General features: G+C 65.3%; 21 protein-coding genes. 6 read left to right on the top strand and 15 right to left on the bottom strand.

Going from position 1 to position 24,345, the window contains the following annotated elements:
- Position 1: 1 nt before the first annotated feature.
- Complete coding sequence (locus HG549_RS05370; protein ID WP_189665758.1) at positions 2 to 424, bottom strand: pilus assembly protein PilZ; 423 nt, start codon at positions 422 to 424, stop codon at positions 2 to 4.
- The gene (locus tag HG549_RS05365; RefSeq protein WP_170028486.1) at positions 424 to 2,064 is read right to left on the bottom strand and encodes a lipoprotein UxpA; all 1,641 of its coding nucleotides are present in this window, start codon (positions 2,062 to 2,064) and stop codon (positions 424 to 426) included. The genes HG549_RS05370 and HG549_RS05365 overlap by 1 nt, the downstream gene beginning before the upstream one ends.
- 224 nt (positions 2,065 to 2,288) lie before the next feature.
- Between HG549_RS05365 and HG549_RS05360 the strand changes: the two genes are divergently transcribed.
- A complete protein-coding gene (locus HG549_RS05360) occupies positions 2,289 to 4,334 on the top strand; it encodes a PhoX family phosphatase (protein ID WP_170028485.1) in 2,046 nt (681 codons plus the stop codon).
- Between the two features lie 185 nt (positions 4,335 to 4,519).
- On the opposite strand, the gene gspK is transcribed toward HG549_RS05360, so the two are convergent.
- The gene (gene gspK, locus HG549_RS05355) at positions 4,520 to 5,485 is read right to left on the bottom strand and encodes a type II secretion system minor pseudopilin GspK (RefSeq protein WP_170028484.1); all 966 of its coding nucleotides are present in this window, start codon (positions 5,483 to 5,485) and stop codon (positions 4,520 to 4,522) included.
- A 142-nt stretch (positions 5,486 to 5,627) separates the two neighbouring features.
- Here gspK and tatA point away from each other — a divergent pair, with 142 nt between their 5' ends.
- Genes tatA through tatC form a run of 3 tightly spaced genes read left to right on the top strand, consistent with a single transcriptional unit; the run spans position 5,628 to position 6,909 of the window.
- A complete protein-coding gene (tatA, locus tag HG549_RS26205) occupies positions 5,628 to 5,861 on the top strand; it encodes a twin-arginine translocase TatA/TatE family subunit (RefSeq protein ID WP_170028483.1) in 234 nt (77 codons plus the stop codon).
- Positions 5,861 to 6,148 carry a Sec-independent protein translocase protein TatB gene (gene tatB / locus HG549_RS05345; RefSeq protein ID WP_170028482.1) on the top strand — a complete coding sequence of 96 codons (288 nt, stop codon included), beginning with the start codon at positions 5,861 to 5,863 and terminating at the stop codon, positions 6,146 to 6,148. Before tatA ends, tatB begins: the two co-directional genes overlap by 1 nt.
- Positions 6,148 to 6,909 (top strand): twin-arginine translocase subunit TatC, encoded by a 762-nt coding sequence (tatC, locus tag HG549_RS05340; protein ID WP_170028481.1) that lies wholly within the window; start codon positions 6,148 to 6,150, stop codon positions 6,907 to 6,909. Before tatB ends, tatC begins: the two co-directional genes overlap by 1 nt.
- 103 nt (positions 6,910 to 7,012) lie before the next feature.
- Here the strand turns inward: tatC and HG549_RS05335 are convergent, their stop codons facing one another.
- Both HG549_RS05335 and purL read right to left on the bottom strand, forming a co-directional pair.
- Positions 7,013 to 7,324, bottom strand: coding sequence for an NGG1p interacting factor NIF3 (locus tag HG549_RS05335; protein ID WP_170028480.1), 312 nt, complete (start codon positions 7,322 to 7,324; stop codon positions 7,013 to 7,015).
- 3 nt (positions 7,325 to 7,327) lie between these two features.
- Positions 7,328 to 11,227, bottom strand: coding sequence for a phosphoribosylformylglycinamidine synthase (purL, locus tag HG549_RS05330; protein WP_170028479.1), 3,900 nt, complete (start codon positions 11,225 to 11,227; stop codon positions 7,328 to 7,330).
- A 516-nt stretch (positions 11,228 to 11,743) separates the two neighbouring features.
- Between purL and mltF the strand changes: the two genes are divergently transcribed.
- A complete protein-coding gene (mltF, locus tag HG549_RS05325; protein WP_170028478.1) occupies positions 11,744 to 13,201 on the top strand; it encodes a membrane-bound lytic murein transglycosylase MltF in 1,458 nt (485 codons plus the stop codon).
- Positions 13,202 to 13,291: 90 nt separating this feature from the next.
- Here mltF and tadA read toward each other — a convergent pair whose 3' ends face one another.
- From tadA to HG549_RS05295, 6 genes are all read right to left on the bottom strand, one after another.
- Positions 13,292 to 13,771, bottom strand: a complete 480-nt coding sequence (gene tadA, locus HG549_RS05320; RefSeq protein ID WP_170028477.1) for a tRNA adenosine(34) deaminase TadA — start codon at positions 13,769 to 13,771, stop codon at positions 13,292 to 13,294.
- Positions 13,771 to 15,153, bottom strand: a complete 1,383-nt coding sequence (locus tag HG549_RS05315) for a multicopper oxidase family protein (RefSeq protein WP_170028476.1) — start codon at positions 15,151 to 15,153, stop codon at positions 13,771 to 13,773. Before HG549_RS05315 ends, tadA begins: the two co-directional genes overlap by 1 nt.
- Positions 15,154 to 15,242: 89 nt before the next feature.
- Positions 15,243 to 16,715: a M48 family metallopeptidase gene (locus HG549_RS05310; RefSeq protein ID WP_170028475.1), complete on the bottom strand. Its 1,473-nt coding sequence runs from the start codon at positions 16,713 to 16,715 to the stop codon at positions 15,243 to 15,245.
- A 31-nt stretch (positions 16,716 to 16,746) separates the two neighbouring features.
- Positions 16,747 to 17,412, bottom strand: coding sequence for a hypothetical protein (locus tag HG549_RS05305; RefSeq protein ID WP_170028474.1), 666 nt, complete (start codon positions 17,410 to 17,412; stop codon positions 16,747 to 16,749).
- Complete coding sequence (locus HG549_RS05300; RefSeq protein ID WP_306092893.1) at positions 17,405 to 18,070, bottom strand: hypothetical protein; 666 nt, start codon at positions 18,068 to 18,070, stop codon at positions 17,405 to 17,407. The genes HG549_RS05305 and HG549_RS05300 overlap by 8 nt, the downstream gene beginning before the upstream one ends.
- Positions 18,067 to 18,513, bottom strand: a complete 447-nt coding sequence (locus HG549_RS05295) for a hypothetical protein (protein ID WP_170028473.1) — start codon at positions 18,511 to 18,513, stop codon at positions 18,067 to 18,069. Before HG549_RS05295 ends, HG549_RS05300 begins: the two co-directional genes overlap by 4 nt.
- A 176-nt stretch (positions 18,514 to 18,689) precedes the next feature.
- On the opposite strand from HG549_RS05295, the gene HG549_RS05290 reads away from it, so the two are divergent.
- Positions 18,690 to 19,634 (top strand): AraC family transcriptional regulator, encoded by a 945-nt coding sequence (locus HG549_RS05290; protein ID WP_170028472.1) that lies wholly within the window; start codon positions 18,690 to 18,692, stop codon positions 19,632 to 19,634.
- A 64-nt stretch (positions 19,635 to 19,698) separates the two neighbouring features.
- Here HG549_RS05290 and guaA read toward each other — a convergent pair whose 3' ends face one another.
- The 4 genes from guaA to HG549_RS05270 form a co-directional block, all read right to left on the bottom strand.
- The gene (guaA, locus tag HG549_RS05285; RefSeq protein ID WP_170028471.1) at positions 19,699 to 21,276 is read right to left on the bottom strand and encodes a glutamine-hydrolyzing GMP synthase; all 1,578 of its coding nucleotides are present in this window, start codon (positions 21,274 to 21,276) and stop codon (positions 19,699 to 19,701) included.
- Positions 21,277 to 21,354: 78 nt separating this feature from the next.
- Positions 21,355 to 22,824 carry an IMP dehydrogenase gene (gene guaB, locus HG549_RS05280; protein ID WP_085624113.1) on the bottom strand — a complete coding sequence of 490 codons (1,470 nt, stop codon included), beginning with the start codon at positions 22,822 to 22,824 and terminating at the stop codon, positions 21,355 to 21,357.
- A gap of 86 nt (positions 22,825 to 22,910) precedes the next feature.
- Positions 22,911 to 23,468, bottom strand: a complete 558-nt coding sequence (locus tag HG549_RS05275) for a sugar ABC transporter ATPase (protein WP_170028470.1) — start codon at positions 23,466 to 23,468, stop codon at positions 22,911 to 22,913.
- 50 nt (positions 23,469 to 23,518) lie between these two features.
- Entirely contained in the window at positions 23,519 to 24,274 is a 756-nt protein-coding gene (locus tag HG549_RS05270) for a sulfite exporter TauE/SafE family protein (protein WP_170028469.1), read from the bottom strand.
- Positions 24,275 to 24,345: the final 71 nt, after the last annotated feature.

Below are 24,345 nucleotides of genomic sequence, written 5' to 3'. Positions count from 1 at the left end.
TTCATCCTTGCCGCTTGAAGCCGGTCACGACGGGGCGTGGCGGCCAGGGCAAGCGTTCACGCCGCCCCTGGTTGTTGAAAATCAGGCCATCGCTGTCGATGTCCTGCAGCACGATCCCGGGCGCCAGGCGCTGGCCACGGGCCAGGGTGCGCACCTGCTCGCCATAGCGCAGCACTACCACGCTGGCGGCCAACGGCTGGGCCTTGAGGCCGCCGAGGTAGTGCAGCGGCAGGCGGGTAAGGGCAATGGCGCCGTCGTCCACGGGCAGCTGCCAGTGGCCGACCATCAACCCGGGCAGCGGCGTGTCGGCCATGCCGGGTGCAATCGCAGGTTGCGGCTGGCGGCTCAGTTGCAGCACGCACTGGGCGGCCAGCCAGCCGGCCAGGGTCAGGCCAGCGCCAGTGAGCAGGCGCGAGATGAGCATCACGAGGCCAACTGCCGTGGGTGCCAACCCGGGTGCCCCTGTACGTAGCGCACTTCGGGCAATTGCAGCGGCGCCAATTGCCAGTCCGCAGGCTGGCGGGCGAGCCAGGCCTCAACGCGTTGCCACAGGGGCTCACCCGCCTGGGCCTGGAATTGCAGGCCGAAGGTGCGGCACAGGCCCGGTAGCGGTGCCAGGTCGCTGATGCGCTTGCCTTGCGGGCTGTAGCTGACCCGCCAGGGCTGGCCCTGCCAGCGCGGCAGGTCCTGGCTGTTGTCCAGCAGCAACGGGTCGCCGAACAGTTGCTCCGCAGCGTTCTCCAGCACCTGCTCGACCTGCCGCGCTGGCGCTTCGACCACCGGGGCCGGGTAGCCACCGGTGAGGCTGATCAGGTGTTCGCGGGTAATGGCCGCCCCTGCTGGCAGCGGGTAGTCATAACGCAGGCCGGGCAGCAGCACCGGCATGTCGCTGTCGCCGGCCAGGGCTTGATGCAGCAGGCGGTCCCAACTGCCGCCCCGAGTATCGCGGCGCCACAGGGCCTGGGGCGCGCGGGCCAACGGTTGATCGAGCCAGGCCGCATGGCCGGCGCGCTGTTGGCGCAGTTCGGCCTGCAATGGCGCGACACGCAGCTGCGCCGCGGCGGCCAGCTGGTGTTCAAAGGCCGGGAAGAAATGCCCGTCGAACTGCCACGCCCCGGCCACCCGCCGACAGCGCAGACGGAAGGCGCCGCTACCCCGGCAACCGGCGAACAGCACCGGTACCCGGCGGCCGCTGGCCTGGGTCACCTCAACCGGTGCCGGCCACAAGTCCTGGCCACGGGCAGATAACAGCACGTCGATCTGCGGTACCCGCTCGGCCAGCCACAGCCCTGGGCCAGTGCCCGCATCGGCCAGCGCCACCACCAGGTCGGCGTCGCGCCGGGCCTGCTCGAACACCGGCTGGAGCGCCTGGTACCACTGCTTGAGCGACGCCTTCTGGTCCTGGGCGTAGGGGTCGGTGACACCGACCACGGCGACCCGGGCACCGCCCCGCTCGAAGATATGCAAGCTGTCCAGGCCCAGGGCCTGGCGTTGCCCGTCAGCCAGCCCGGCCCCCAGGGTGATGGCGCTAGCCTGGCGATACAGGCCTGGGCAACGTTGCGGCCACAGCACGCGCTCGTCGCTGCTGACCCGCGCGTCGATTCCCAGCAGCTGGCTGCCCTGCACACCGCTTTCGCCCTGGGTCAGGTAGGCCAGGCCACTGCCATTCCAACCCTGGCCGTTCTCCAGGGTCAGGCTGTTGCCCGCCCCGGCCTCGCCGCGCAACTGCTCCAGCAACGCCGCCAGCACTGCATAGCCGCCCAGCTGGGCAGACGCCGCCTGGCCGGCGTCGAGCAGTGACGCCAGTTGCGGGTGGGCGACGCTGGCGTTGCTGCCGGTCATCCATGGCGCGCGGCCCAGATGGCTGACCGGCCCCAGGCGCGTGGCCGGCACCACGGCCAGGCCAGGCTGGCGGGCATCGAGGGTATCAGCCACGTACAGCAGGTCGAGGCCGGCATTACCGCGCGCTTGCCCAGGAAAGGCGGAGCAGGCGCCGAGCAACGGCGCCAAGGCACCGACACCCATCCAGCCGATCACTTCGCGCCTGTGCACACTGCTTGCCATCGAACCCGCCATCCTTTTCCATGTTCATTCAGGGCACCGGATGTTGCGGCGTTGGCATTACAGTTTGATGGCAGAAATCCGACAGCCATTCCAAACTGATCTGTCGGTCATGTTTTTAAGCGCCCGGTGTTTTAAAGGCGCGTTCACATTTCTGCCAATGAATCATCATATTTGCCCACTAAAGTCGCGGTTTCCTCCAACTCAGCCAACATAAGGACACCCTGATGAGTCGAGATACCGGCGACAACCTGGACCGGAACCACAGCGGCAACCTGCCGATGGCCCGCGTCATGGACGCCTACCTGAGCCGCCGCAGCGTGATGCGCGGCAGCCTGGGCGCTGCCATCGCCATGATTGCCGGTACCGGCCTGACAGGCTGCTTCGACAGTGGCGGTTCGGATCATGATGATCCGGTCACCGAGCCGGAAGTGCCAAAACTGGCGCTGGGCTTCCAGTCCATCCCCGGCTCGCGCACCGATGCCTGCGTGGTTGCCGCTGGCTACAGCGCCTACGTGCTGGCGCCATGGGGCACGCCGATCAACAGCAACGGCAACCCGTGGAAGGCCGACGGCAGCAATACCTCGACCGACCAGGCCAACGCCATGGGCATGCACCACGACGGCATGCACTTCTTCCCCATCAACGGCAGCTCGGAAGACGGCCTGCTGGCAATCAACTTCGAGTACATCGACACCGCCGCCCTGCACCCGGCCGGCCCGACCACCGATATCGACGGCAAACGCCCGGCCGAGGAAGTACGCAAGGAAATCAACGCCCACGGCGCCGGTGTAGTGCGCTTGCAGAAGGTCAGCGGGCGCTGGCAGGTGGTCGACAACGACCCGCTCAACCGCCGCTTCACCACGGCCTCGCGCATGGAAATCACCGGCCCCCTGCGCGGCACCGATCACGTGAAGACCAAGTATTCGCCGGACGGCACCCACTGCCGCGGCACCAACAACAACTGCGGCAACGGCTACACCCCGTGGGGCACCTACCTGACCTGTGAAGAGAACTGGCCAGGTATTTTCGTCAACAAAGGTACCCGCCCCGAAGACCAGCGCCGTATTGGCGTGAGCACTTCCAGCGGCCAGTACAAATGGGAAACCGCGGCGGGTGACAGCAGCGAGGTAGCCGACGAATTCGCCCGTTTCGACGTCACCGTCAAAGCGGCCAGCGCCACCGACGACTATCGCAACGAAGCCAGCACCTACGGCTACATCGTCGAGATCGACCCGTACAACAGCGCCACCCTGGCCACCAAGCGCACCGCGCTGGGCCGTTTCCGTCACGAGGGCTGCGCCCCGGGCCTGGCGGTCGCCGGCAAGCCGCTGGTGTGGTACATGGGTGACGACTCGAACAACGAGTACCTGTACAAGTGGGTATCCAACGCCGTGTGGGATGCCGCCGACGCCAACCCGGCCGACCGCCTGGCCACCGGCGCCAAGTACCTCGACCAGGGCAAGCTGTACGTGGCGCGCTTCAATGCCGATGGCAGCGGGGTATGGTTGCTGCTGGACGTCGCCACCACGACCACTGCCGGCAGCACCCTGGGCGCCCTGTATGGCGACCTGCCGGGGATCATCCTCAACACCCGCGGCGCCGCCGATGCCGTAGGCGCAACGCCGATGGACCGCCCGGAATGGACCACGGTCAACCCGCTGAACGGCGACGTGTACCTGACCCTGACCAACAACAGCGCGCGTACCCCGGACAAGGTCGATGCTGCCAACCCGCGCGGCCCGAACCGTCACGGCCATATCATTCGCTGGCACGACAGCGACGACCAGCTGAGCTTCACCTGGGACATCTTCGTGTTCGGCGCCAACGCGGCCGGCAGCGCCGACATCAACCGCTCGGGCCTGACCGAACTGAACCAGTTCGCCAGCCCTGACGGCATGAGCTTCGATAGCCGTGGCGTGCTGTGGTTCGAGACCGACAACGGCGAGAGCACGGTGACCGACTACACCAACGACCAGCTGTTGGCCGTGATCCCGACCAACCTGGTCGATGCCAGCGGCAAGCAGGTGCCGGTGAATGCGCAGAACCAGGTGGACCTGCGCCGCTTCTTCGTCGGCCCGAATGGTTGCGAGGTGACCGGGATTACCTTCACCCCCGACAACAAGACGCTGTTCGTCAACATCCAGCACCCGGACAACTGGCCATATACCGACAAGGCCACCGATGCCACCCCGGCGGGGACCACGGTAAGGCCGCGAGCGGCGACGGTGGTGATCCAGCGTATCGATGGCGGCGAGATCGGCACCGCCTGATCGAGCTGTGTACGGGGGCCGCTTTGCGGCCCTTTCGCGACGCAAGGCCGCTCCTACAAGGGTGAACTGCGTCCCTAATGGTGGACAGGTGTCCAACATCTGGGAAGCAGCTCAGGTCGCATTCCCCTGCAGGAGCGGCCTTGTGTCGCGAACGGGCTGCAAAGCAGCCGCGGCAATCTCAAGCGCTACCACACCATCGGCTCGCGGCTACGCACCCGCACCTGTTGCGCCGGCACCCGGGCATGCCACTGCACCACCCCCAGCGCTTCCACCTGGAACTCGCTGCGTATCACCCGCCCTTCCTCGGCGAACGACAGCTGCAACAGGAAATACCCGCTGTTCAGCAGCAGCCCTTCGCTCAGCCGCTCGAAGGTTTCGTCATCCACCGCTCCCAGTGCCTGGCGCAGCGCCGCCGCATCCGCATACCCAGACGCCGGTCGGCCGCTGATGATGCGGCTGAGCAGCGAACGCGGATAACGCCCTTCGTACAGCGCCTCCAGCAAAGGCAGATGCGCCAACCCCAGGGCATTGGCATTCAGCCGCCAGCCCGTGGTCTGCGGCAAGGCGCACAGCATCGGGTAGCGCCCCTCACGGCTGGCATCCGGCTCCAGCAACAGGTTCAGCTCGCTGGTGTCGAGCATCGGTTGGTTGGCCGCCAACCGTGCGGGTTGCTGGCGCAGGTACTGGCCGCTCTCGGCGCCCTGCAGGCGGGCATCGCTATCCGCATCGAGCCAGTCGGCCAAGGCATCGACCAGGCGTTCGGCCGCCATGTCGTCGCCCAGCAGGTAGCGCAACTGGCGTTCGGCGCGCTCACCATCCGCCCCGAGCAGCGCGTTGACATTGAAGCAGGTGTGCTGGTCGCGCACCTGCAGCTGCGCCTGGCCGCCACCAAAGTTATAGTTCAATGGCTGCCCGCGCAAGGCCTGCCAGAACAACGGGCTGAGACGCCAGGCGGGATCAAGCAGGGCCTGCTCGGCATAGGCCAGGCCGGCCTGTTCCATGGCCCGTGCCTGCACCCGTTGATGCAACAGGCGCACCTCATCCACCTGACGCCGGCCATCTTCCACCAGCCAGGCCATGCCCGCCGCCAGCATCGCCAGCACCACCATCACCATCAGCAGGGCCGCCCCCTGCTGTTGTCTGCCACCCATCCGTGCGCTCCTCACGCGAATGAAAACGCCAGTCAACACCTCGGGTGTTGCAGCGAGATGGCAGCCACCATCCGTCATGTGCCCGTCATCTACACAAGGCACGATTGCCCTTCCTTTTCATGGCCTTACAGGAGTGGTCGCAATGGGTGGCATTGGAATCTGGCAACTGGTGATCGTACTGCTGATCGTATTCCTGCTGTTTGGTACCAAGCGCCTCAAGGGCCTGGGCAGCGACGTGGGCGAGGCGATCCAGGGCTTTCGCAAGTCCATGGGCGGCGACAATGGCGCCAACGCCGCAGGCCACCCGCAGGTGCAGCAGCAATGCCCGCTGACCGGCCAGGCGGCGCAGCAGCAACAAGCGGAACGCCAGGCCTGATGTTCGAGGTAGGCTTCAGCGAGCTGCTGCTGGTCGGCATCGTCGCATTGTTGGTGCTAGGCCCGGAGCGCCTGCCGCAGGCGGCACGCACGCTCGGGCGTGGCCTGGGCCAGGCGCGCCGGGCGATGCAGGCCTTGCGCATGCAGGTGGAACGGGAGATCGAACTGCCTGGCTTCGACAACGCCCCGTTGCAGCGCCTGGAACAGGAAATTCGCCAAGGCGTGCGCCTGAGTGCAGCCCCCAGCCAAGGCGCGACCACGGTAACGCAGCCCAGGGAGAATGCCTGATGAGCATGGCCACGGAACCGCTTGCCGGCATGCCGCTGACCGAGCACCTGCGCGACTTGCGCAAACGCCTGGTGCGCTGCCTGGGGCTGGTCGCGCTGCTATTCGCCGGCCTGTTCCCCTTCGCCCAAACCCTGTACACCCTGGTTTCCGAACCGCTGCGGCGCTTTCTGCCGGAAGGCGCCAGCATGATTGCCACCAGTGTCACCTCGCCGTTTCTGACGCCGTTCAAGCTGACCGCGATGTGCGCGCTGTTCGTTGCCATGCCGCTGCTGCTGCACCAGGCCTGGGGTTTCATGGCGCCCGGGCTGTATCGCCGCGAACGGCGCATTGCCCTGCCGTTGCTGGTGTCGAGTATCGTGCTGTTCTATGCCGGCATGGCCTTCGCGTTCTTCCTGGTGTTCCCGATGATGTTCGGCTTCTTTGCCAGCGTGACGCCCGAAGGCGTAGCGATGATGACCGACATCAGCCAGTACCTGGACTTCATCCTGGCGCTGTTCCTGGCGTTCGGGCTGGCGTTCGAGATCCCGGTGGCGACCTTCATCGTGGTCTGGGTGGGGTTGGCCGATGTGGCCACGTTGCGGCGCAGCAGGCCCTATGTGATCGTCGGCTGCTTTGTGGTGGGGATGATCCTGACGCCGCCGGATGTGTTTTCGCAGACGATGCTGGCGGTGCCGATGTGGCTGCTGTTCGAGGTGGGGTTGCTGGCTTGTGCCTGGTTGCAGCGGCCTGAGCCAGGCAAGGAGAGTGTGACTGAATTGTAGGGCCCTTTCGCGGGCAAGCCCGCTCCCACAGGGATATCACAGTCTTCAGAACCCGTGATATCCCTGTGGGAGCGGGCTTGCCCGCGAACGGCCTTGATGCGACCTAGAACTCGGCGAGCCGCCAGACCTCGTAGGCTGGCGTCTCGTACGGGTGGCTCTGCCTGAGCGCAGCGACGACCTGGGCAATCAGCTCGTCGGCCACCACCAGCTCCACCTTCCACTCCTCCACCACCTCGACCTGGCCGGTTTGCCCGAGGTACGGCTGGCTGCCGTCCAACGGGCGGAACTGGCCCTGGCCCAGGGTCTGCCAGGCACAGTGGTCATAGTCGCCGATGCGCCCGCCACCTGCGGCGAACACAGCAGCCTTGACCACTTCGACGTGGCTGGCGGGGACGAAGAAGGCGAGCTTGTACACGCCTTAGTTCACCCACACCCGGGCATTACGGAACATGCGCATCAGCGCGGCATCTTCCTGCCACTCGTCCGGGCGCCAGGAGTTCTGCACGGCGCGGAACACCCGCTCCGGGTGCGGCATCATGATGGTCACGCGGCCGTCGCGGCTGGTCAGGCCGGTGATACCACGCGGCGAGCCGTTCGGGTTGGCCGGATAGGCTTCGGTGACCTTGCCGTGGTTGTCGACGTAGCGCAGGGCCACGCAGCCGGACAGGTCCGCAGCCAGCAGGGCCTCTTCGCTGGCGAATTCGGCATGGCCTTCACCGTGGGCGATGGCGATCGGCATGCGCGAACCGGCCATGCCCTGCAGGAAGATCGAGTTGGACTTCTGCACCTCGACCATGGCCACGCGCGCCTCGAACTGCTCCGAACGGTTGCGCACGAAGTGCGGCCAGTGCTCGGTGCCCGGGATCAGCTCGTGCAGGTTGGACATCATCTGGCAACCGTTGCACACGCCCAGGGCGAAGCTGTCGGTACGCGCGAAGAAGGCCTGGAAGGCATCGCGGGCGCGGCTGTTGAACAGCGCCGACTTGGCCCAGCCTTCACCGGCACCCAGCACGTCGCCGTAGGAGAAGCCGCCGCAGGCGACCAGGCCCTTGAACGCTTCGAAGTCGACCCGGCCAGCGAGGATGTCGCTCATGTGCACGTCGATGGCAGCGAAACCGGCGCGGTCGAAGGCGGCAGCCATCTCGACCTGGCCGTTGACGCCCTGCTCGCGCAGGATCGCCACTTGCGGGCGAATGCCTTTCTTGATGTACGGTGCGGCGATGTCGTCGTTGACGTCGAAGCCCAGCTTGACCGACAGGCCCGGGTTGTCTTCCTCGAGCAGCAGGTCGAATTCCTGGTCGGCGCAGTCGGCGTTGTCGCGCAGGCGCTGGATCTGGTAGCTGGTTTCAGCCCACTGGCGCTGCAGCATGCGGCGGTCGTCGTCGAACAGCACTTCGCCGTTCAGGCTGATGGACACCTCACCGTTGTTGACCGGCTTGCCGATCACGGCAACGCATTCTTCGCCCAGGCCAGCGGCGCTGAACTGTGCCAGCACGTCCGGGGTGGCATCCTGGCGAACCTGGATGACCGCGCCCAGCTCTTCGTTGAAGAGGATGGCCGCCACGTCGGCTTTGCTGTCGGTCAGCGGGTCCAGGTGCAGGTCGAGGCCGCAGTGGCCGGCGAAGGCCATTTCCAGCACGGTGGTGATCAGGCCACCATCGGAACGGTCGTGGTAGGCCAGCAGGTGACCGTCGGCGTTCAGGCCCTGGATCACGGCGAAGAATGCCTTCAGGTCTTCGGCATCGTCGACGTCCGGAGCCTCGGCGCCGAGCTTGCCGTAGGTCTGGGCCAGGATCGAGGCGCCCATGCGGTTCTTGCCGCGGCCCAGGTCGATCAGGATCAGGTCGGTCTCGCCCTTGTCCATGCGCAGTTGCGGGGTCAGGGTGCTGCGGATGTCGACCACCGGGGCGAAGCCGCTGACGATCAGCGACATCGGCGCAGTGACGCTCTTCTCGACACCGTCCTCGCTCCACTTGGTCTTCATCGACATGGAGTCCTTGCCGACCGGAATGGTCAGGCCCAGCTCCGGGCACAGCTCCATGCCGACGGCCTTGACGGTGTCGTACAGGCGGGCATCTTCACCGGGGTGGCCGGCAGCGGACATCCAGTTGGCCGACAGCTTGATGTCGGAGAGTTTCTCGATACGCGCGCCGGCCAGGTTGGTCAGCACTTCGCCGATGGCCATGCGGCCCGACGCCGGGGCGTCCAGCAGGGCCAGCGGGGTACGTTCGCCCATGGCCATGGCTTCACCGGTGTAGACGTCGAAGCTGGTGGCGGTGACGGCGCAGTCGGCGACCGGTACCTGCCACGGGCCGACCATCTGGTCGCGGGCCACCAGGCCGGTGATGGTGCGGTCGCCGATGGTGATCAGGAAGCTCTTGCTGGCCACGGCCGGGTGGCTGAGCACGCGCTGTACGGCGTTGTCCAGGTCCAGCTGGCTCGGGTCGAAATCATCGCCCAGCTCGGCTTCGCGGGTAACCGAACGGTGCATGCGCGGCGGCTTGCCCAGCAGCACGTCCAGCGGCATGTCCACCGGGGTGTTGCCGAAGTGGCTGTCGGTAACGGTCAGGTGCGGTTCTGCAGTGGCTTCGCCGACTACCGCGAACGGGCAGCGCTCGCGCTCGCAGATGGCCTGGAAGCGCTCGAAGTCCTCGGCGCTGACGGCCAGCACGTAACGTTCCTGCGACTCGTTGCTCCAGATTTCGTGCGGGGCCATGCCCGGCTCGTCATTGGGCACGTTGCGCAGTTCGAAGCGGCCGCCACGGCCACCGTCGTTGACCAGCTCGGGGAAGGCGTTGGAGATACCGCCAGCGCCAACGTCATGGATGAAGGCGATCGGGTTCTTGTCGCCCAGCTGCCAGCAACGGTCGATGACCTCCTGGCAGCGGCGTTCCATTTCAGGGTTTTCGCGCTGTACCGAAGCGAAGTCGAGATCAGCCGAGCTGGCACCGGTGGCCACCGACGAAGCGGCGCCGCCGCCCAGGCCGATCAGCATGGCCGGGCCACCGAGCACGATCAGCTTGGCGCCGACAGTGATCTCGCCCTTCTGAACGTGGTCTTCACGGATGTTGCCCATGCCGCCGGCGAGCATGATCGGCTTGTGGTAGCCGCGCACTTCTTCACCGCGCGGGGTGTTGATGGCCTGCTCGAAGGTACGGAAGTAGCCAGTCAGGGCCGGGCGACCGAATTCGTTGTTGAACGCGGCGCCACCCAGCGGGCCTTCGACCATGATGTCGAGGGCGTCGACAATGCGGCCGGGCTTGCCGTAGTTCTGCTCCCACGGCTGCTCGAAGCCCGGGATGCGCAGGTTGGACACGGTGAAACCGGTCAGGCCAGCCTTGGGCTTGGCACCACGGCCGGTGGCGCCTTCGTCGCGGATTTCGCCGCCCGAGCCGGTGGACGCACCGGAGAACGGCGCGATGGCGGTCGGGTGGTTGTGGGTTTCCACCTTCATCAGGATGTGCACCGGCTCCTGCACCGCGCCGTACTGGCGGGTTTCAGGGTTCGGGAAGAAGCGGCCGGCCACGTTGCCGACGATCACCGAGGCGTTGTCCTTGTACGCAGACAGCACGCCTTCGCTGTGCATCTGGTAGGTGTTCTTGATCATGCCGAACAGGCTTTTTTCCTGGGCCTGGCCGTCGATGTCCCAACTGGCGTTGAAGATCTTGTGGCGGCAGTGCTCGGAGTTGGCCTGGGCGAACATCATCAGTTCGATGTCGTTCGGGTTGCGCTTGAGGCCCTGGAAGGCGTTGACCAGGTAGTCGATCTCGTCTTCGGCCAGGGCCAGGCCCAGGTCGATGTTGGCCTTGGCCAAGGCGTCACGGCCGCCGGCCAGGATATCCACCGAGGTCATCGGCTTGGGCTGGGCGTGGCTGAACATATCAGCGGCCTGCTCCAGCTGGCCGAGTACGCGCTGGGTCATGCGGTCGTGCAGTTCGGCAGCGATCAGCTCGGCATCGGCGGCGCTCAGGTCGCCGGCGACGTAGTAGGCGATACCGCGCTCCAGGCGCTGGATGGCCTGCAGGCCGCAGTTGTGGGCGATGTCGCTGGCCTTGCTGGCCCACGGCGAAATGGTGCCCAGGCGCGGTACGACCAGGAACAGGCGGCCGCTCGGCTCCTGTACCGGTACGCTCGGGCCGTACTTGAGCAGACGGCCCAGCACCTGCTGCTGGTCGGCGGTCAGCTCGCCGTCGACATCGGCGAAGTGGGCGAATTCGGCATACAAACCAGTAACAGCGGGGACTTTCTGGCTCAGTTGCTCGAGTAATTTACCGTGGCGAAAGGCAGAAAGGGCAGGAGCGCCGCGCAGGATCAACATCGTCGGGACAGCCTCAGGAAGGGGTGTGCTTAGAGGCCGTGCATTCTAGCCTAATTCGAAGGGTTTCGGCACCCGCTCTAAGCCACGACTGCCGGGCGGTGGAACCGGACTTCGGGGTCAGATTTCTGGGGGGGGGGGTATTCGCCTCGACGCATGCTGTGCCTGTGAGACCGAGCGCCGCCCGCGCGGCGCATCGCGGATGAAATCCGCTCCTACACCTGTTGCAACGTGGCCACGCCTGTAAGGCCATGGTTGTCAGCCGGTTTGCACGGCTCAAGTGATGCGCCAAGGCTGGCGACCATGGCGTGACAGGTTCGGCACGTTGCAACAGATGTAGGAGCGGATTTCATCCGCGATGCGCCGCGCGGGCGGCGCTCGATCTCACCGGCGCTGAATGCGTCGAGGCGAGCGCCTGGCGGCCTTGACGCAATCCCCTCCAACCACACAACCCGCTACCAGACAAGCTAACAGTTGTCGAGATATGGTTGGGCCAGTCCTTTGCGTATACTGCAACCTATGTTCGCCCACACTGCTTTGCGCCAGCGTTGCGCCAGATGGCTTTTCGCAACCGGACTCTTTCTGCTGCTCGGTGCCTGCGTTGAAAAACCCAGCACCCTCGAGCGCGTGAAGGAGGATGGCGTGCTGCGCGTGATCACCCGCAACAGCCCGGCCACCTACTTCCAGGACCGCAACGGCGAAACCGGCTTCGAGTACGAGTTGGTCCAGCACTTCGCCGACGATCTCGGCGTGAAGCTGCAGATCGAAACCGCCGACAACCTCGACGAACTGTACGACGCCCTCGGCAAGCCCTCCGGCCCGGTGCTGGCGGCGGCCGGCCTGGTCAGCAGCGAACGGCGCAAGGCTCAGGTCAGGTATTCCCACCCTTACCTGGACGTGACCCCCCAGGTCATCTACCGCAACGGCCGCCCCCGCCCTACCGACGCCAACGGCCTGATCGGCAAGAAGATCATGGTGCTCAAGGGCAGCAGCCATGCCGACCAGCTGGCCGAGCTGAAAAAGCAGTATCCGGCCCTGGAATACGAAGAATCCGACGCCGTCGAGGTGGTCGACCTGCTGCGCATGGTCGACGAAGGGCAAATCGATCTGACCCTGGTCGATTCCAACGAACTGGCGATGAACCAGGTGTACTTCCCCAACGTGCGGGTGGCCTTCGACCTGGGCGACACCCGCGACCAGCGCTGGGCAGTCGCCGCCGGCGAAGACAACAGCCTGCTCAACGAGATCAACGAATTCCTCGACAAGGCGCAGAAGAACGGCACCCTGCAGCGCCTGAAAGACCGCTACTACGGCCATGTCGACGTACTGGGCTATGTCGGCGCCTACACCTTCGCCCAGCACCTGCAGCAGCGCCTGCCCAAGTACGAGAAGCACTTCAAGAGCTACGCCAAGGTCGAGCAGGTTGACTGGCGCCTGCTCGCGGCGATCGGCTACCAGGAGTCGATGTGGCAGCCGGAAGTCACCTCCAAGACCGGCGTACGCGGCCTGATGATGCTGACCCAGCGCACCGCCCAGGCGATGGGTGTGTCCAACCGCCTGGACCCGAAACAGAGCATCCAGGGTGGCGCCAAGTACTTCATGAAGATCAAGGAAGAACTCGACGACAGCATCCAGGAGCCGGACCGCACCTGGTTCGCCCTGGCCGCCTACAACGTCGGCACCGGCCACCTGGAAGACGCGCGCACCCTGGCCAAGCGCGAGAAGCTCAACCCGAACAAGTGGCTGGACGTGAAGAAGATGCTGCCGCGCCTGTCGCAGAAGCAGTGGTATCGGCAGACCAAGTACGGCTATGCCCGTGGCGGCGAACCGGTGCATTTCGTGGCCAACATCCGCCGTTACTACGACATTCTCACCTGGGTGACCCAGCCGCAGCTCGAAGGCCAGATGGCCGAGGGCAACCTGCATGTGCCGGGGGTGAACAAGGACAAGCCGGCGGAACAGTCGCCACCGATGTAGGCCTGTACTGGTCTTTTCGCGGGCGTGCCCGCTCCCACAGGTGCAGCCACAGGCCCCAACGGAGGGTATTCCTGTAGCGACCGGTGCAGGTCAACCCTTGGCCCGGCGCGCCCTGAAGAACTCAGTCAGGATCTGCCCGCACTCCTCGGCCAGCACCCCGCCCTCCACCATCACCCGGTGGTTGAGAAAACCCTGCCCGAAGAACTGCCCCTGGCTCTGCACGATCCCCGCCTTGGGTTCCAGCGCGCCATACACCACCCGCATGACCCGCGAATGCACGATCAGCCCTGCACACATGCTGCAGGGTTCCAGGGTCACGTACAGGGTGCTGCCAGGCAGGCGGTAATTGCTGGCCGACCTGGCCGCCGCCCGGATCGCCACCATTTCGGCATGCGCGCTGGGGTCACTGTCGATGATCGGCCGGTTGAAACCCTGGCCGATCACCTGGCCATGCTGTACCAGTACCGCGCCCACCGGCACTTCGCCCAGGGCCGCGCCCTCGGCGGCCAGGGCCAGGGCCAGGCGCATGAATTCCTGATCGCGGCTGCGGTCGATGATCTGCGGGCGCATCAGACCACCGCGATCGCGGCCATCAGGCCGGTTTCCATGTGGTCGATGACGTGGCAGTGGAACATCCAGGTGCCCGGGTTATCCGCCACCAGCGCCACTTGGGCGCGCTCGTTACGGCCCAGCAGGTAGGTGTCGGTGAACCACGGCTCCTTGATGTCGTGGCGGTTCGAGGCAATCACCTTGAAACTCATGCCATGCAGGTGGATCGGGTGCTGGTACTGGGTCATGTTCTTCAGCTCGAAGATGTAGCTCTTGCCCTTCTTCAACGTGGCGATCGGCCGGTCGGCGCACGTCTTGTCGGTGATGTCCCAGGCCTGGCCGTTGATCTGCCACATGCTCGAGGGTTTGTCCTGGTCTGTGCTGACAGAAACCTTGGCCGCCCATTCGAAATTGAAGTTGAGCTTTTCGGCGTTCTCCAGATCCGGTTCGGCAATCGGGTTGGGCGGCAGCGCCGGCGGCCAGTCGCTTGGTGCATCGCTGCTGGGCAGCGAACGCAGCGTGCCCAGGCGGACAAAGCCGTCACGCAGGGAGATCTCCTCGCCTGCCTGGGGAATGCGGATGGCCAGGCAGATCCGCATGCCTGGGCCAAGCCAGTAGTCGTCGTCCAGCGGCCGTGGCGTCACCGGGCTGCCGTCCAGGGCATAGATCATTGCCTCGCAATTGCCCTTGAGGTTGATGCGGTAGGTCCAGGTGTTGTCCAGGTTCAACAGGCGCACACGCACCACTTGCCCGGCCGGCAGCTCGGTGACCGAATCGGCCTGGCCATTGATGGTGATCAACCGCCCGGCGGTGCCGTTGCGCGCGGCCTCGCGGGGGATGCTGAACGGCAGCCAGGCGCCCTGCTCGTCCACATGCCAGTTCTTCAGGCTCAGGGTGCGCTCATGGCGGAACCCGGTGGGTTCGCGCTCCTCGACGATCAGCGGGCCGACCAGGCCGCGACCCAGCTCCTCGGAGCTGCTGACATGCGGGTGGTACCAGTAGCTGCCGGCATCCGGCACGCGGAACTTGTAGTCGAAGTACTCGCCCGGCTTGACCGGCAGCTGCGACACATAAGGCACGCCGTCCATTTCCAGCGGCAGGCGAATGCCGTGCCAATGGATGGTGGTTTCCACCGGCAGGTGGTTGATGAAGCGCACCCGCAGCCAGGTACCCTGGCGCACGCGCAGTTCGGTGCCCGGGGCCGAGGGGCCAAACGCCCAGGCCTCGGTCTTGAACCCCGGTACCAGCTCGACATCCAGCGGCGCGGCGATCAATTCGTAATCATGCCCGGCATTGTCGTCCTCGACCCGGCCCAGCCAGTAACGCGCCGCGCCACCGGCGCCCAGGCCAACCACAACCAGGCCGGTCAGGCCTTTGAGCATTTGTCGACGGGTGAAGGACATCGGTGCGGGTACCTCATGTTCTGCGCAATCAAGCTGCCAGCATGGCTGGCGATGAAGGGCGAATACGATACACCTGCAAATGGGAAATATTAAGTGAAGTCTCTGGCAACCCCGCCCGCAGCCTTGCCATCGGCACTGCCATCGGGGGCCAGGCAAAGCTCGTTGAACCACCGCTGGTCATCGCTGGACGGCGCGCGCAAGGCCGCCTGCAGCAATTGCGGGTCGAGCAGGACGTTCAGGTTCTGCAAGCGCGTGGCGGTGTCGGGGTGGGTATCGAACGGATGGGTAATGGCCAGCGCCAGCGCCTCTTCGCCCAGCTGCAACGGGGTGCGTTGCAAGTGCAACGCCAACGCCTGCGGCAGGCCTTCGCCACCGCGAGCATGCAGTAACCCATCGATCACCCGGCCCAGGGCAATCGCCCGCAACAGCGCCTGGATGAACAGCTTCGGCCCACCAACCTCGGCGCCCGCCCGGTCAGCCAGCAATTCCTGCGCCCGCCCCCAGTGGTGCACCGCGACCTGGAAGTGATGGAGGAACTGCCCAGCCATCCACAGGATCGGGCGCACCGCCCAAGGCGGGGCGCTGTCGGCGCCAAGCATGGCCTGATAGTGCGCATACATCAGGCTGAAACGCGCGCAGATCTCACTGCCTCGCTCAGTGTCACGGCGGCGGAAATGGCCCAGCTCATGGCCGATCAGCGCAGCCGCCTCCGCCTGGCTCATGGCCGTCAGGCAAGGCAGCGGCAGATACAGGGTCCGCCCGCTGAGCTGGCTGCCGCTGGGCTGCAGCACGACAGGCACGCTGGTGACGAAAAAGCCTTGGTCAAGCCCGACCACGATATGGTCGGGCACAGGCGCATGCAGTTGCGCAGCCAGGCCCTCGACCCAGCGCCACAGCGCCGGCGCCGCCTGCCTGTGGAGTGGCCGGCCAAGAAAGCTCGCACTCGGCGCGCCCATGCCCGGCCACTGTTGGCGCAAGCGCCAGAGGGTGCGCATGCAGACGAAGAGCACAGACGTCAGCGGCAGCACCACGATCAGAACGGTCAGGCCGCCATGCGCGGCATGGCTCAGTCCGAGGCTGGTCTCATAGAGCAATGACAGGCTCAGCGAGCCGGCGAGTAGGACCAGGTAGGCACTCAGCCAGCGGCCCAGCACCAGCCAGTTGGCGGTCATGTGGCCGTGCAGGTACTGCGCTGAGCGTAGCGCTCGCCAGGCGTCGATCCTCAGCCTGAGCCAGGCGCCGATACCGGTGAACAAAGCCCCCAGTGCCAACCAGCCGCTGAGGCTGGCCATCCATTTACGCACGCCCAGCCAGTGACGGTCGGCGTCGAGCACGGCCAACTGCGCCTGCAGCGCTTCGCGCCTGTCGAGCCGCCCGTTGAGCTGCTTGCGTGCGGCCCAAGGCAGGCTTTGCAGCAGGGCATCGCTGGGTGCAGCCAGCCATTGGCGGATGATCCGTGCCTGCTCCTGCGCCGTGTCGGCGCGCCAATGTTGCAGCTGCCCCCAGCCGAACAGCGCCAGTGGCAGCAACAGCAGGGCCAGGCCCCAACCCAAGCGCCTCATCGCCAGCACACGCCGCTAGTCCCGACCTGGCTCATCTGGCCGTTTCGCCCAGGCGCGCCACGCCCGGAAACAGCTGCGCCAAGCTCCGCCTGGCCTGGGCCGCCTGCACATAGGCATAAAACAGATCCACCAGTTCCTGCAGGCTCAGGCGGCGCCCGCCCACCACGGGCGTGCACAGCCACAGCCTGACCCGCAAGCCGCCCGCGAAGGTCACTGCGTCAGGCGAGGCCAGTGCCTTGAAACAGGCCGGCGCCAGGTCTGGCGCGTGGCTGAACGCCGACACGGTAAAGATCAGCCGGGTGGTGAAATAACCCTGCTCGACCTCGATGCCGTCAAAGTCATGCAGGGGTGTCGGTGCCTGTGCGTTGGCAAAGCACAGCGTATCGGGCGTCACGCTCAGCACCCGCTTGCCGTGCCGGCGGTAGAGCACGGCGGCGCAGGCCAGCGCCGCCACCCCGGCACCGACCAAGGCGAGGCCGAAACCAGCCAGCAGCCAGATGGCACCGCGGCTGGCATTGGCACTGAACTGCACCGCCAGGGCGACCAGCCAGGCCCCCAGTCCGCCGAGCAACAGGCCAATCACGGCGCAGGCCAGCGCCTTGCCGAGCGAGTGTTCCAGCAGTTCGAAGCTGTCGGTGGGGCCGTCGGCCTGCGCCTGCAGGTACGTCAGGTGAGCTTCGCGTTCGTCGTTATCCATCAGCCTGCAGCAGCTCCAGTTGCCGTTGTGCATGTGCCGCATCGCGATAGGCCGCCAGCACCGCAAGCACTTCCTCGTTATCCAGCTTGCGCCCGTTGCTGGCCAGGCCTGCGGACATGATGCGGATCTGCGGTCGCGGTTTTTTCAGCACCATGGCCTGGTTGCCGAAGAACTGCAGTTTCACCACATGATGCTTCGGCAGGGCGGCTTCGCTGCTCATCTCCAGGGTCTGCACCGTGACCAGCCCTTCATCCTTGACCGAAACATCTTCCACTTCCGCCAGGTCTACCGGCGCATCCAGCGTATCGACGAACAACTGGCGGCGGGTCAGGCGCATGAATACCTGGGTGCCGGCATTGCGGTGTTGCCAGGTTACCGCTGCAGCAATCAGGGTGATGAAGACCCCTGCTGCCACCGCCCCCAAGCGCTCTGGGTTGAAGGTGACGGCCGTGATAATCAGGGCCCCCAGCAACAGTATCGGCCCCCACACCCGGTAACGTCGGGAGTTGGTGAACTCGCTCTGCTCGGGCACGCGCTCGATCACTTGCTTGAGCTCGGCGATCACCCGGTCGCGCTGGGCGGCACGGCTATCCTCGTAGTCCTGGCCGAGCGAACCGGACAGGTCAGACATCGGGTCGGTGAATTCGCCCATGGTCATTGCCCCTCCTGGTTCTGTGCCGCCAGGTAATCGGTAAGGAATGCCTGCGCATTACCCTGCTGCGACAGCTCTTGCGAATAGCCGACTTGCAGCGCTTGCGCCTCGCCCGGCAGGTAGAGTTCGCCACCCCAGCTGCCCTGGACGATCAGCACGACGAATTTCTTGCCATCCACGGTGGTGGAATAACGGGTATCCCGGCTGGTCTTCTCCACCTGCATTTTCTGAATGCGCATGTTCCAGTCGTGGTCGACGCCTTCAACCTGCACCAGCGCCTCGTTGGCGGCGCGTTCACCAATGCGCAGCGTCCAGACCTTGGCCCCTTGCGCGCCCGTGTAAGCCACTACCTGGTCGGCCACTTGCGGCCGTTGTTCAGCGTGAGCCTGGCCCAGCCACAGGGTGAGCGAAGCCACCAGCAGGGCTGCGAATTTGCGATAAGCGAGCATGTTTTTTCATCCTGAATTGGAACAAACGCACATTGAAATAAGCCTTGTCCGCGCTGCCAACCCCGCTGACCGGTTCGCACAACAGACAACGCCTTGCGCACAATGGCTGTCGCTGAATATGTGCACGCGTTACCATTTGCGGCCATGCCGCCCTCAGCCAAGGATGCGAAGCGCACATGCGATCGAACAGCCCTTACCTCGACACCGCCTTTTCCTTCGACAGCCCCGGCTCACTTGCCGAGGCCGGGGTGCTGGATGCGCGCAGCGCGCGGGTGATGGGCAGCGCGACCGGCCATTACCAGGCGCAGACGGTGCACGGTGGGTTGCAGTACTTCGACTGCAACCTGCAGTTCCCCGAGCCGCTGAGGATCGACAAGGTGCTGCCACAAAGCCTGTGTTTCGTGCAGGTTTTCGACGGCGCGTGGCAGCACAGGATCGACGGCCAACTCAACAGCTATGCCCCTGGCCGGTTGCACATGCTGGGCCTGGGTGAAAGCCTGGAAGCGCAGGACCAGTTACCCGCCAACAGCCACGCCCGCATGGCCGGGGTCCGTCTTGCTGGTGATTACCTGGTCGAACTGGTCCGCGACGACCTGCAGCTCAAGCCATTGCTGGCGCTGTCCGCGGATGGCATGCGCTTCGACCAGTTGCCGCAGTGGCCAACGATCAGCCGCCTGTTCCAGCAGCTGTACCTGTCGCCCTACACAGGCGGGCTCCGGCGCCTGCATTGCGAAAGCCTGAGCCTGGCCATCGTGCTGGAGCTGGCCAACCAGCTCATCGGCCACCGGTTCAGCGGAAAAACCCGGGACCGGGGTTGGCGCGACCTGGCCATCGAAGCGCGCCGCCAGCTCGATGCCAACCTGAGCGCCGCACCGACGGCTGCAACCCTGGCCCGCCAGCTGGGCGTGAGCGAGACCACCTTGCGCCGCGCATTCAGCCAGGAATTTGGCCGCTCGATCCTGCAATACGTGCGGCAACAGCGCCTGGAACTGGCCCGTGCCCTGCTGCTGGAACGTCGCTGGCAGGTTTCGCAAATTGCCTATCACGTCGGCTACGCCAACCCGGCTAACTTCTGCCATGCCTACAAGGCGTATTTCGGGCATCCGCCCGGGGCCGAGTAGGTTTGCCGGATAAAACAAAACGGGCCTGCAATGCAGGCCCGTTTCGTTCAACCGCGAGGCGGGATCATTCCCACTCGATGGTCGCCGGCGGCTTGCTCGACACGTCGTAGGTCACGCGCGAGATACCGTCGATTTCGTTGATGATACGGCCGCTGACGGTTTCCAGCAGCTCGTATGGCAGGTGCGCCCAGCGCGCGGTCATGAAGTCCACGGTTTCGACGGCACGCAGGGCCACGACCCAGGCATAGCGACGGCCATCGCCGACGACACCCACCGACTTGACCGGCTGGAACACCACGAAGGCCTGGCTGGTCTTGTGGTACCAGTCGGCCTTGCGCAGCTCTTCAATGAAGATGTGGTCAGCGCGACGCAGGATGTCGGCGTATTCCTTCTTCACTTCACCGAGGATACGCACGCCCAGGCCCGGGCCCGGGAACGGGTGGCGGTAGACCATGTCGTACGGCAGGCCCAGCTCCAGGCCGATCTTGCGCACTTCGTCCTTGAACAGTTCACGCAGCGGCTCGACCAGCTTGAGGTTCATTTCCTCCGGCAGGCCACCCACGTTGTGGTGCGACTTGATCACGTGGGCCTTGCCGCTCTTGGCGCCAGCCGACTCGATCACGTCCGGGTAGATGGTGCCCTGGGCCAGGAACTGGATGTTTTCCAGCTTGCTGGCTTCAGCGTCGAACACGTCGATGAAGGTGCGGCCGATGATCTTGCGCTTCTTCTCCGGGTCGGCTTCGCCGGCCAGGTTGTCGAGGAACTGCTTTTCAGCGTCGGCGCGGATCACCTTGACGCCCATGTTCTCCTTGAACATGGCCATCACCTGGTCGCCTTCGTGCAGGCGCAGCAGGCCGTTGTCGACGAATACGCAGGTCAGCTGGTCGCCGATGGCACGGTGCAGCAGCGCGGCAACCACCGAGCTGTCGACACCGCCGGACAGGCCCAGCAGGACGTTGGCCGAACCAACTTGCTCACGGACCTGGGCGATGGCGTCTTCAACGATGTTGGAAGGCGTCCACAGGGCTTCGCAGCCGCAGATGTCCTGCACGAAACGGGACAGGATGCGACCGCCCTGCTTGGTGTGGGTCACTTCCGGGTGGAACTGCACGCCGTAGTAGCCACGCGCGTCGTCGAACATGCCGGCGATCGGGCAGCTCGGGGTGCTGGCCAGCACGTGGAAGTTGCTCGGCATCTGGGTGACCTTGTCGCCGTGGCTCATCCACACGTCCAGGCCCAGCAGGCCGTCGGCGTCGATGTGGTCCTCGATGCCATCGAGCAGGCGGCTCTTGCCGACCACGTCCACGCGGGCATAACCGAATTCACGCAGGTCGGAACCTTCGACCTTGCCGCCCATCTGCTCGGCCATGGTCTGCATGCCGTAGCAGATGCCCAGCACCGGGACGTTGAGGTCGAACACCGCCTGCGGGGCACGTGGGCTGTTGGCTTCGTGGACCGACTCGGGGCCGCCGGCGAGGATGATGCCGCGCGGGTTGAATGCACGGATCGCTTCATCGTCCATGTCGAACGGGTGCAGTTCGCAGTACACGCCGATCTCGCGCACGCGGCGGGCGATCAGCTGGGTGTACTGGGAACCGAAATCGAGGATCAGGATGCGGTGAGCGTGAATGTCGAGGGCCATGACTCAATCTCGTCAGTGGAAATCGGAAACGACGCGGGGCTGTCGTGACAGCCCCGCTAACAGGTATTGCCGGAAGCCTCAGCCTACGCGGTAGTTAGGGGCTTCTTTGGTGATCTGCACGTCATGCACGTGGGACTCGGCCATGCCGGCACCGGTGATGCGCACGAACTCCGGCTTGGTACGCATCTCTTCGATGGTCGCGCTGCCGGTGTAGCCCATGGACGAACGCAGGCCGCCCATCAGCTGGTGGATGATCGCTGCCAGCGCGCCCTTGTAGGGAACGCGGCCTTCGATGCCTTCCGGTACCAGCTTCTCGGCACCGGCCGAGGAGTCCTGGAAGTAGCGGTCGGACGAGCCTTGCGCCTGTGCCATGGCACCCAGCGAGCCCATGCCGCGATAGGCCTTGTAGGAACGGCCCTGGAACAGTTCGACCTCACCCGGGGCCTCTTCGGTACCGGCGAACATCGAGCCCATCATCACGCAGGAAGCACCGGCGACGATGGCCTTGGACAGGTCACCGGAGAAACGGATGCCGCCATCGGCGATCAGCGGCACGCCAGTGCCTTCCAGTGCTGCGGCAACGTTGGCGATGGCGCTGATTTGCGGCACGCCGACACCGGCAACGATACGGGTGGTGCAGATCGAGCCTGGGCCGATACCGACCTTGACGGCATCGGCGCCGGCTTCGGCCAGGGCCTTGGCCGCAGCGCCAGTGGCGATGTTGCCGCCGATCACCTGCACTTGCGGGTAGTTCTCCTTCACCCAGCGAACGCGGTCGATAACGCCTTTGGAGTGACCGTGGGCGGTGTCGACAACCACCACGTCAACGCCAGCGGCAACCAGGGCGGCAACGCGCTCGCCGGTGTCCTTGCCGGTACCGACGGCGGCGCCGACGCGCAGGCGACCCTGGTCATCCTTGCTGGCCAGCGGGTAGGCCTTGGCCTTTTCGATGTCCTTGACGGTCATCATGCCCTTGAGGTTGAACTTGTCATCGACGATCAGGACTTTTTCCAGGCGGTGCTTGTGCAGCAGCTCGCGGACTTCGTTCTTGTCGGCGCCTTCGCGGACAGTGACCAGACGCTCTTTCGGGGTCATCACGTCGCGCACCTTGGCGTCCAGGCGGCTTTCGAAGCGCACGTCACGGGAGGTGACGATACCGACCAGGTCGCCATTGGCCAGCACCGGAACACCAGAGATGTTGTTCAGGCGGGTCAGGTCGAACAGGTCGCGCACGGTGGCGTCGGCGTCGATGGTGATCGGGTCCTTGACCACGCCAGCCTCGAACTTCTTGACCTTGCGGACTTCGCTGGCCTGCTGTTCGATGGTCATGTTCTTGTGGATGATGCCGATACCGCCTTCCTGGGCCATGGCAATGGCCAGGCGCGCTTCGGTCACGGTATCCATGGCGGCGGAAACCAGCGGAATGTTCAGCTCGATGCCACGGGTCAAACGGGTCTTGAGACTGACTTCATTGGGCAGTACCTCGGAATAGCCAGGTACAAGGAGGATATCGTCGAAGGTCAGGGCTTCTTGGCTGATACGCAGCATCGCGGGGGCTCCCGGGCGGGAAAAATGGAAGCGCGCCATTATACTCATGCACGGCGCGCCGCTCAATGCAAAATAAGGGCCTTCGGTCAGCCTTGTGGCAGTCTTACCTGTACCACCGCCACCGACTGGTCGAGCCAGTCGGCGAAGCTGTCGAGAAAGGCCGGTGTGAACCCGGCCTCGCCCCAGTTGTTGAAGATGAACCCCAGGTTGGAAAAGGCACATGGCTGCAGAAAAATGAAGCCGTTGATGTCGTCTTCGAAGCCGCACAGCGGGCAGGTGAAGTTGTCGCTCACCGCCGGCATCCATTCCTCCAGGCTTTCGAACAGCGGCTCGCCCACCTCGCGCCGGCATTCCGGGCAACCGGCTTCTTCGAGGAAACCTTCGGTGGGCGTATAGATGCAGCGCTTGAGCATCACTTCCAGGCCGTTGACCGGCTCGCCGAAGGGCAGCCTTTCCGGGTGCAGGGCCACTTTGCGGGCACCTTCGGCCAAGGCATGGCCCATGCGGTTGCCGGTGCGACCACAGGTGGTCAGTTGCTCCTCGACGATCTTTTCGCGCACCAGCCAGCGCAGGATGGCGCGAGCCCGGGCTTCGTGCACCGGGACCGTGGACAGTTTGGGAACGATGATGCTCTGGGTGTTCATGAACGGGGCAAGCCTGAAAACTGCGGTTGTGCTGCAATTCTACCGCCTGCTCAGGTACTCAGGTAGCGACCGATCAGCGCCAGGCCGCTGGCCAGCACCAGCCAGGTGACCAGGCGCACGAAGGCTTCACGGGACAGGCGGTGGGTCAGCCTGCGCCCGGCCCAGAGCCCGGCGCCCATCACCGGCAGCAGGCAGGCGGCGAGTAGCAGCAGGCTCTGGTCGGCATACACGCCGGCGACCAGGAACAGCGTCAGGCGCACCAGCGTACTGCAGCTGATCAACGCGCTCTGGGTGGCGCGGACCTGTTCCTTTGCCTCCAGCCGCGCACTCAGGTACAGCGCGTAAAGGAAGCCGCCGCTGCCGAACAAGGCGCCGAACATTCCGCCCGCCGTGCCCATCGGTGCCGCCCACACACCGGACAGGCTCGCCGGCCGCACCTTCACCGCCAGCCCGTACAGGACATAGGCGGTCACGAACAGCCCCATCAGCAGCAGTAGCAGGTCGGACTTCAGCTGCAACAGGAACACCACGCCCAGCGTGCAACCGATGGCCATGAACGGCAGCAACCGCAGCAGCTCGCCGCGCACCACGTCGCGGCGCGAGGGCAGCAGGTTGCCGAAGGCGGCGACGAAGTCGAGCAGCACCAGCAACGGGATGATCCGCGACAACGGCATGAAGTGGATGAGGATCGGCCCGGCCACCAGCGCGGTGCCGAACCCGGCAATGCCGAACACGATGTAGGCGGCGCCTACACCCAACAGGACGGGTAGCCAGTCGAGGCCGGAAAACGACAATTGAGCGAGCATGGCAGCGGTTCCGAGGAATACAGGCAAAGGTTAGCCAGCGACGAGCCATGCCACTAATATGCCTTTGTTGC

Source organism: Pseudomonas sp. SK (genome assembly GCF_012975065.1).
Taxonomy (GTDB): domain Bacteria; phylum Pseudomonadota; class Gammaproteobacteria; order Pseudomonadales; family Pseudomonadaceae; genus Aquipseudomonas; species Aquipseudomonas anuradhapurensis.
This window is presented reverse-complemented; position numbering and strand designations above follow the sequence as displayed.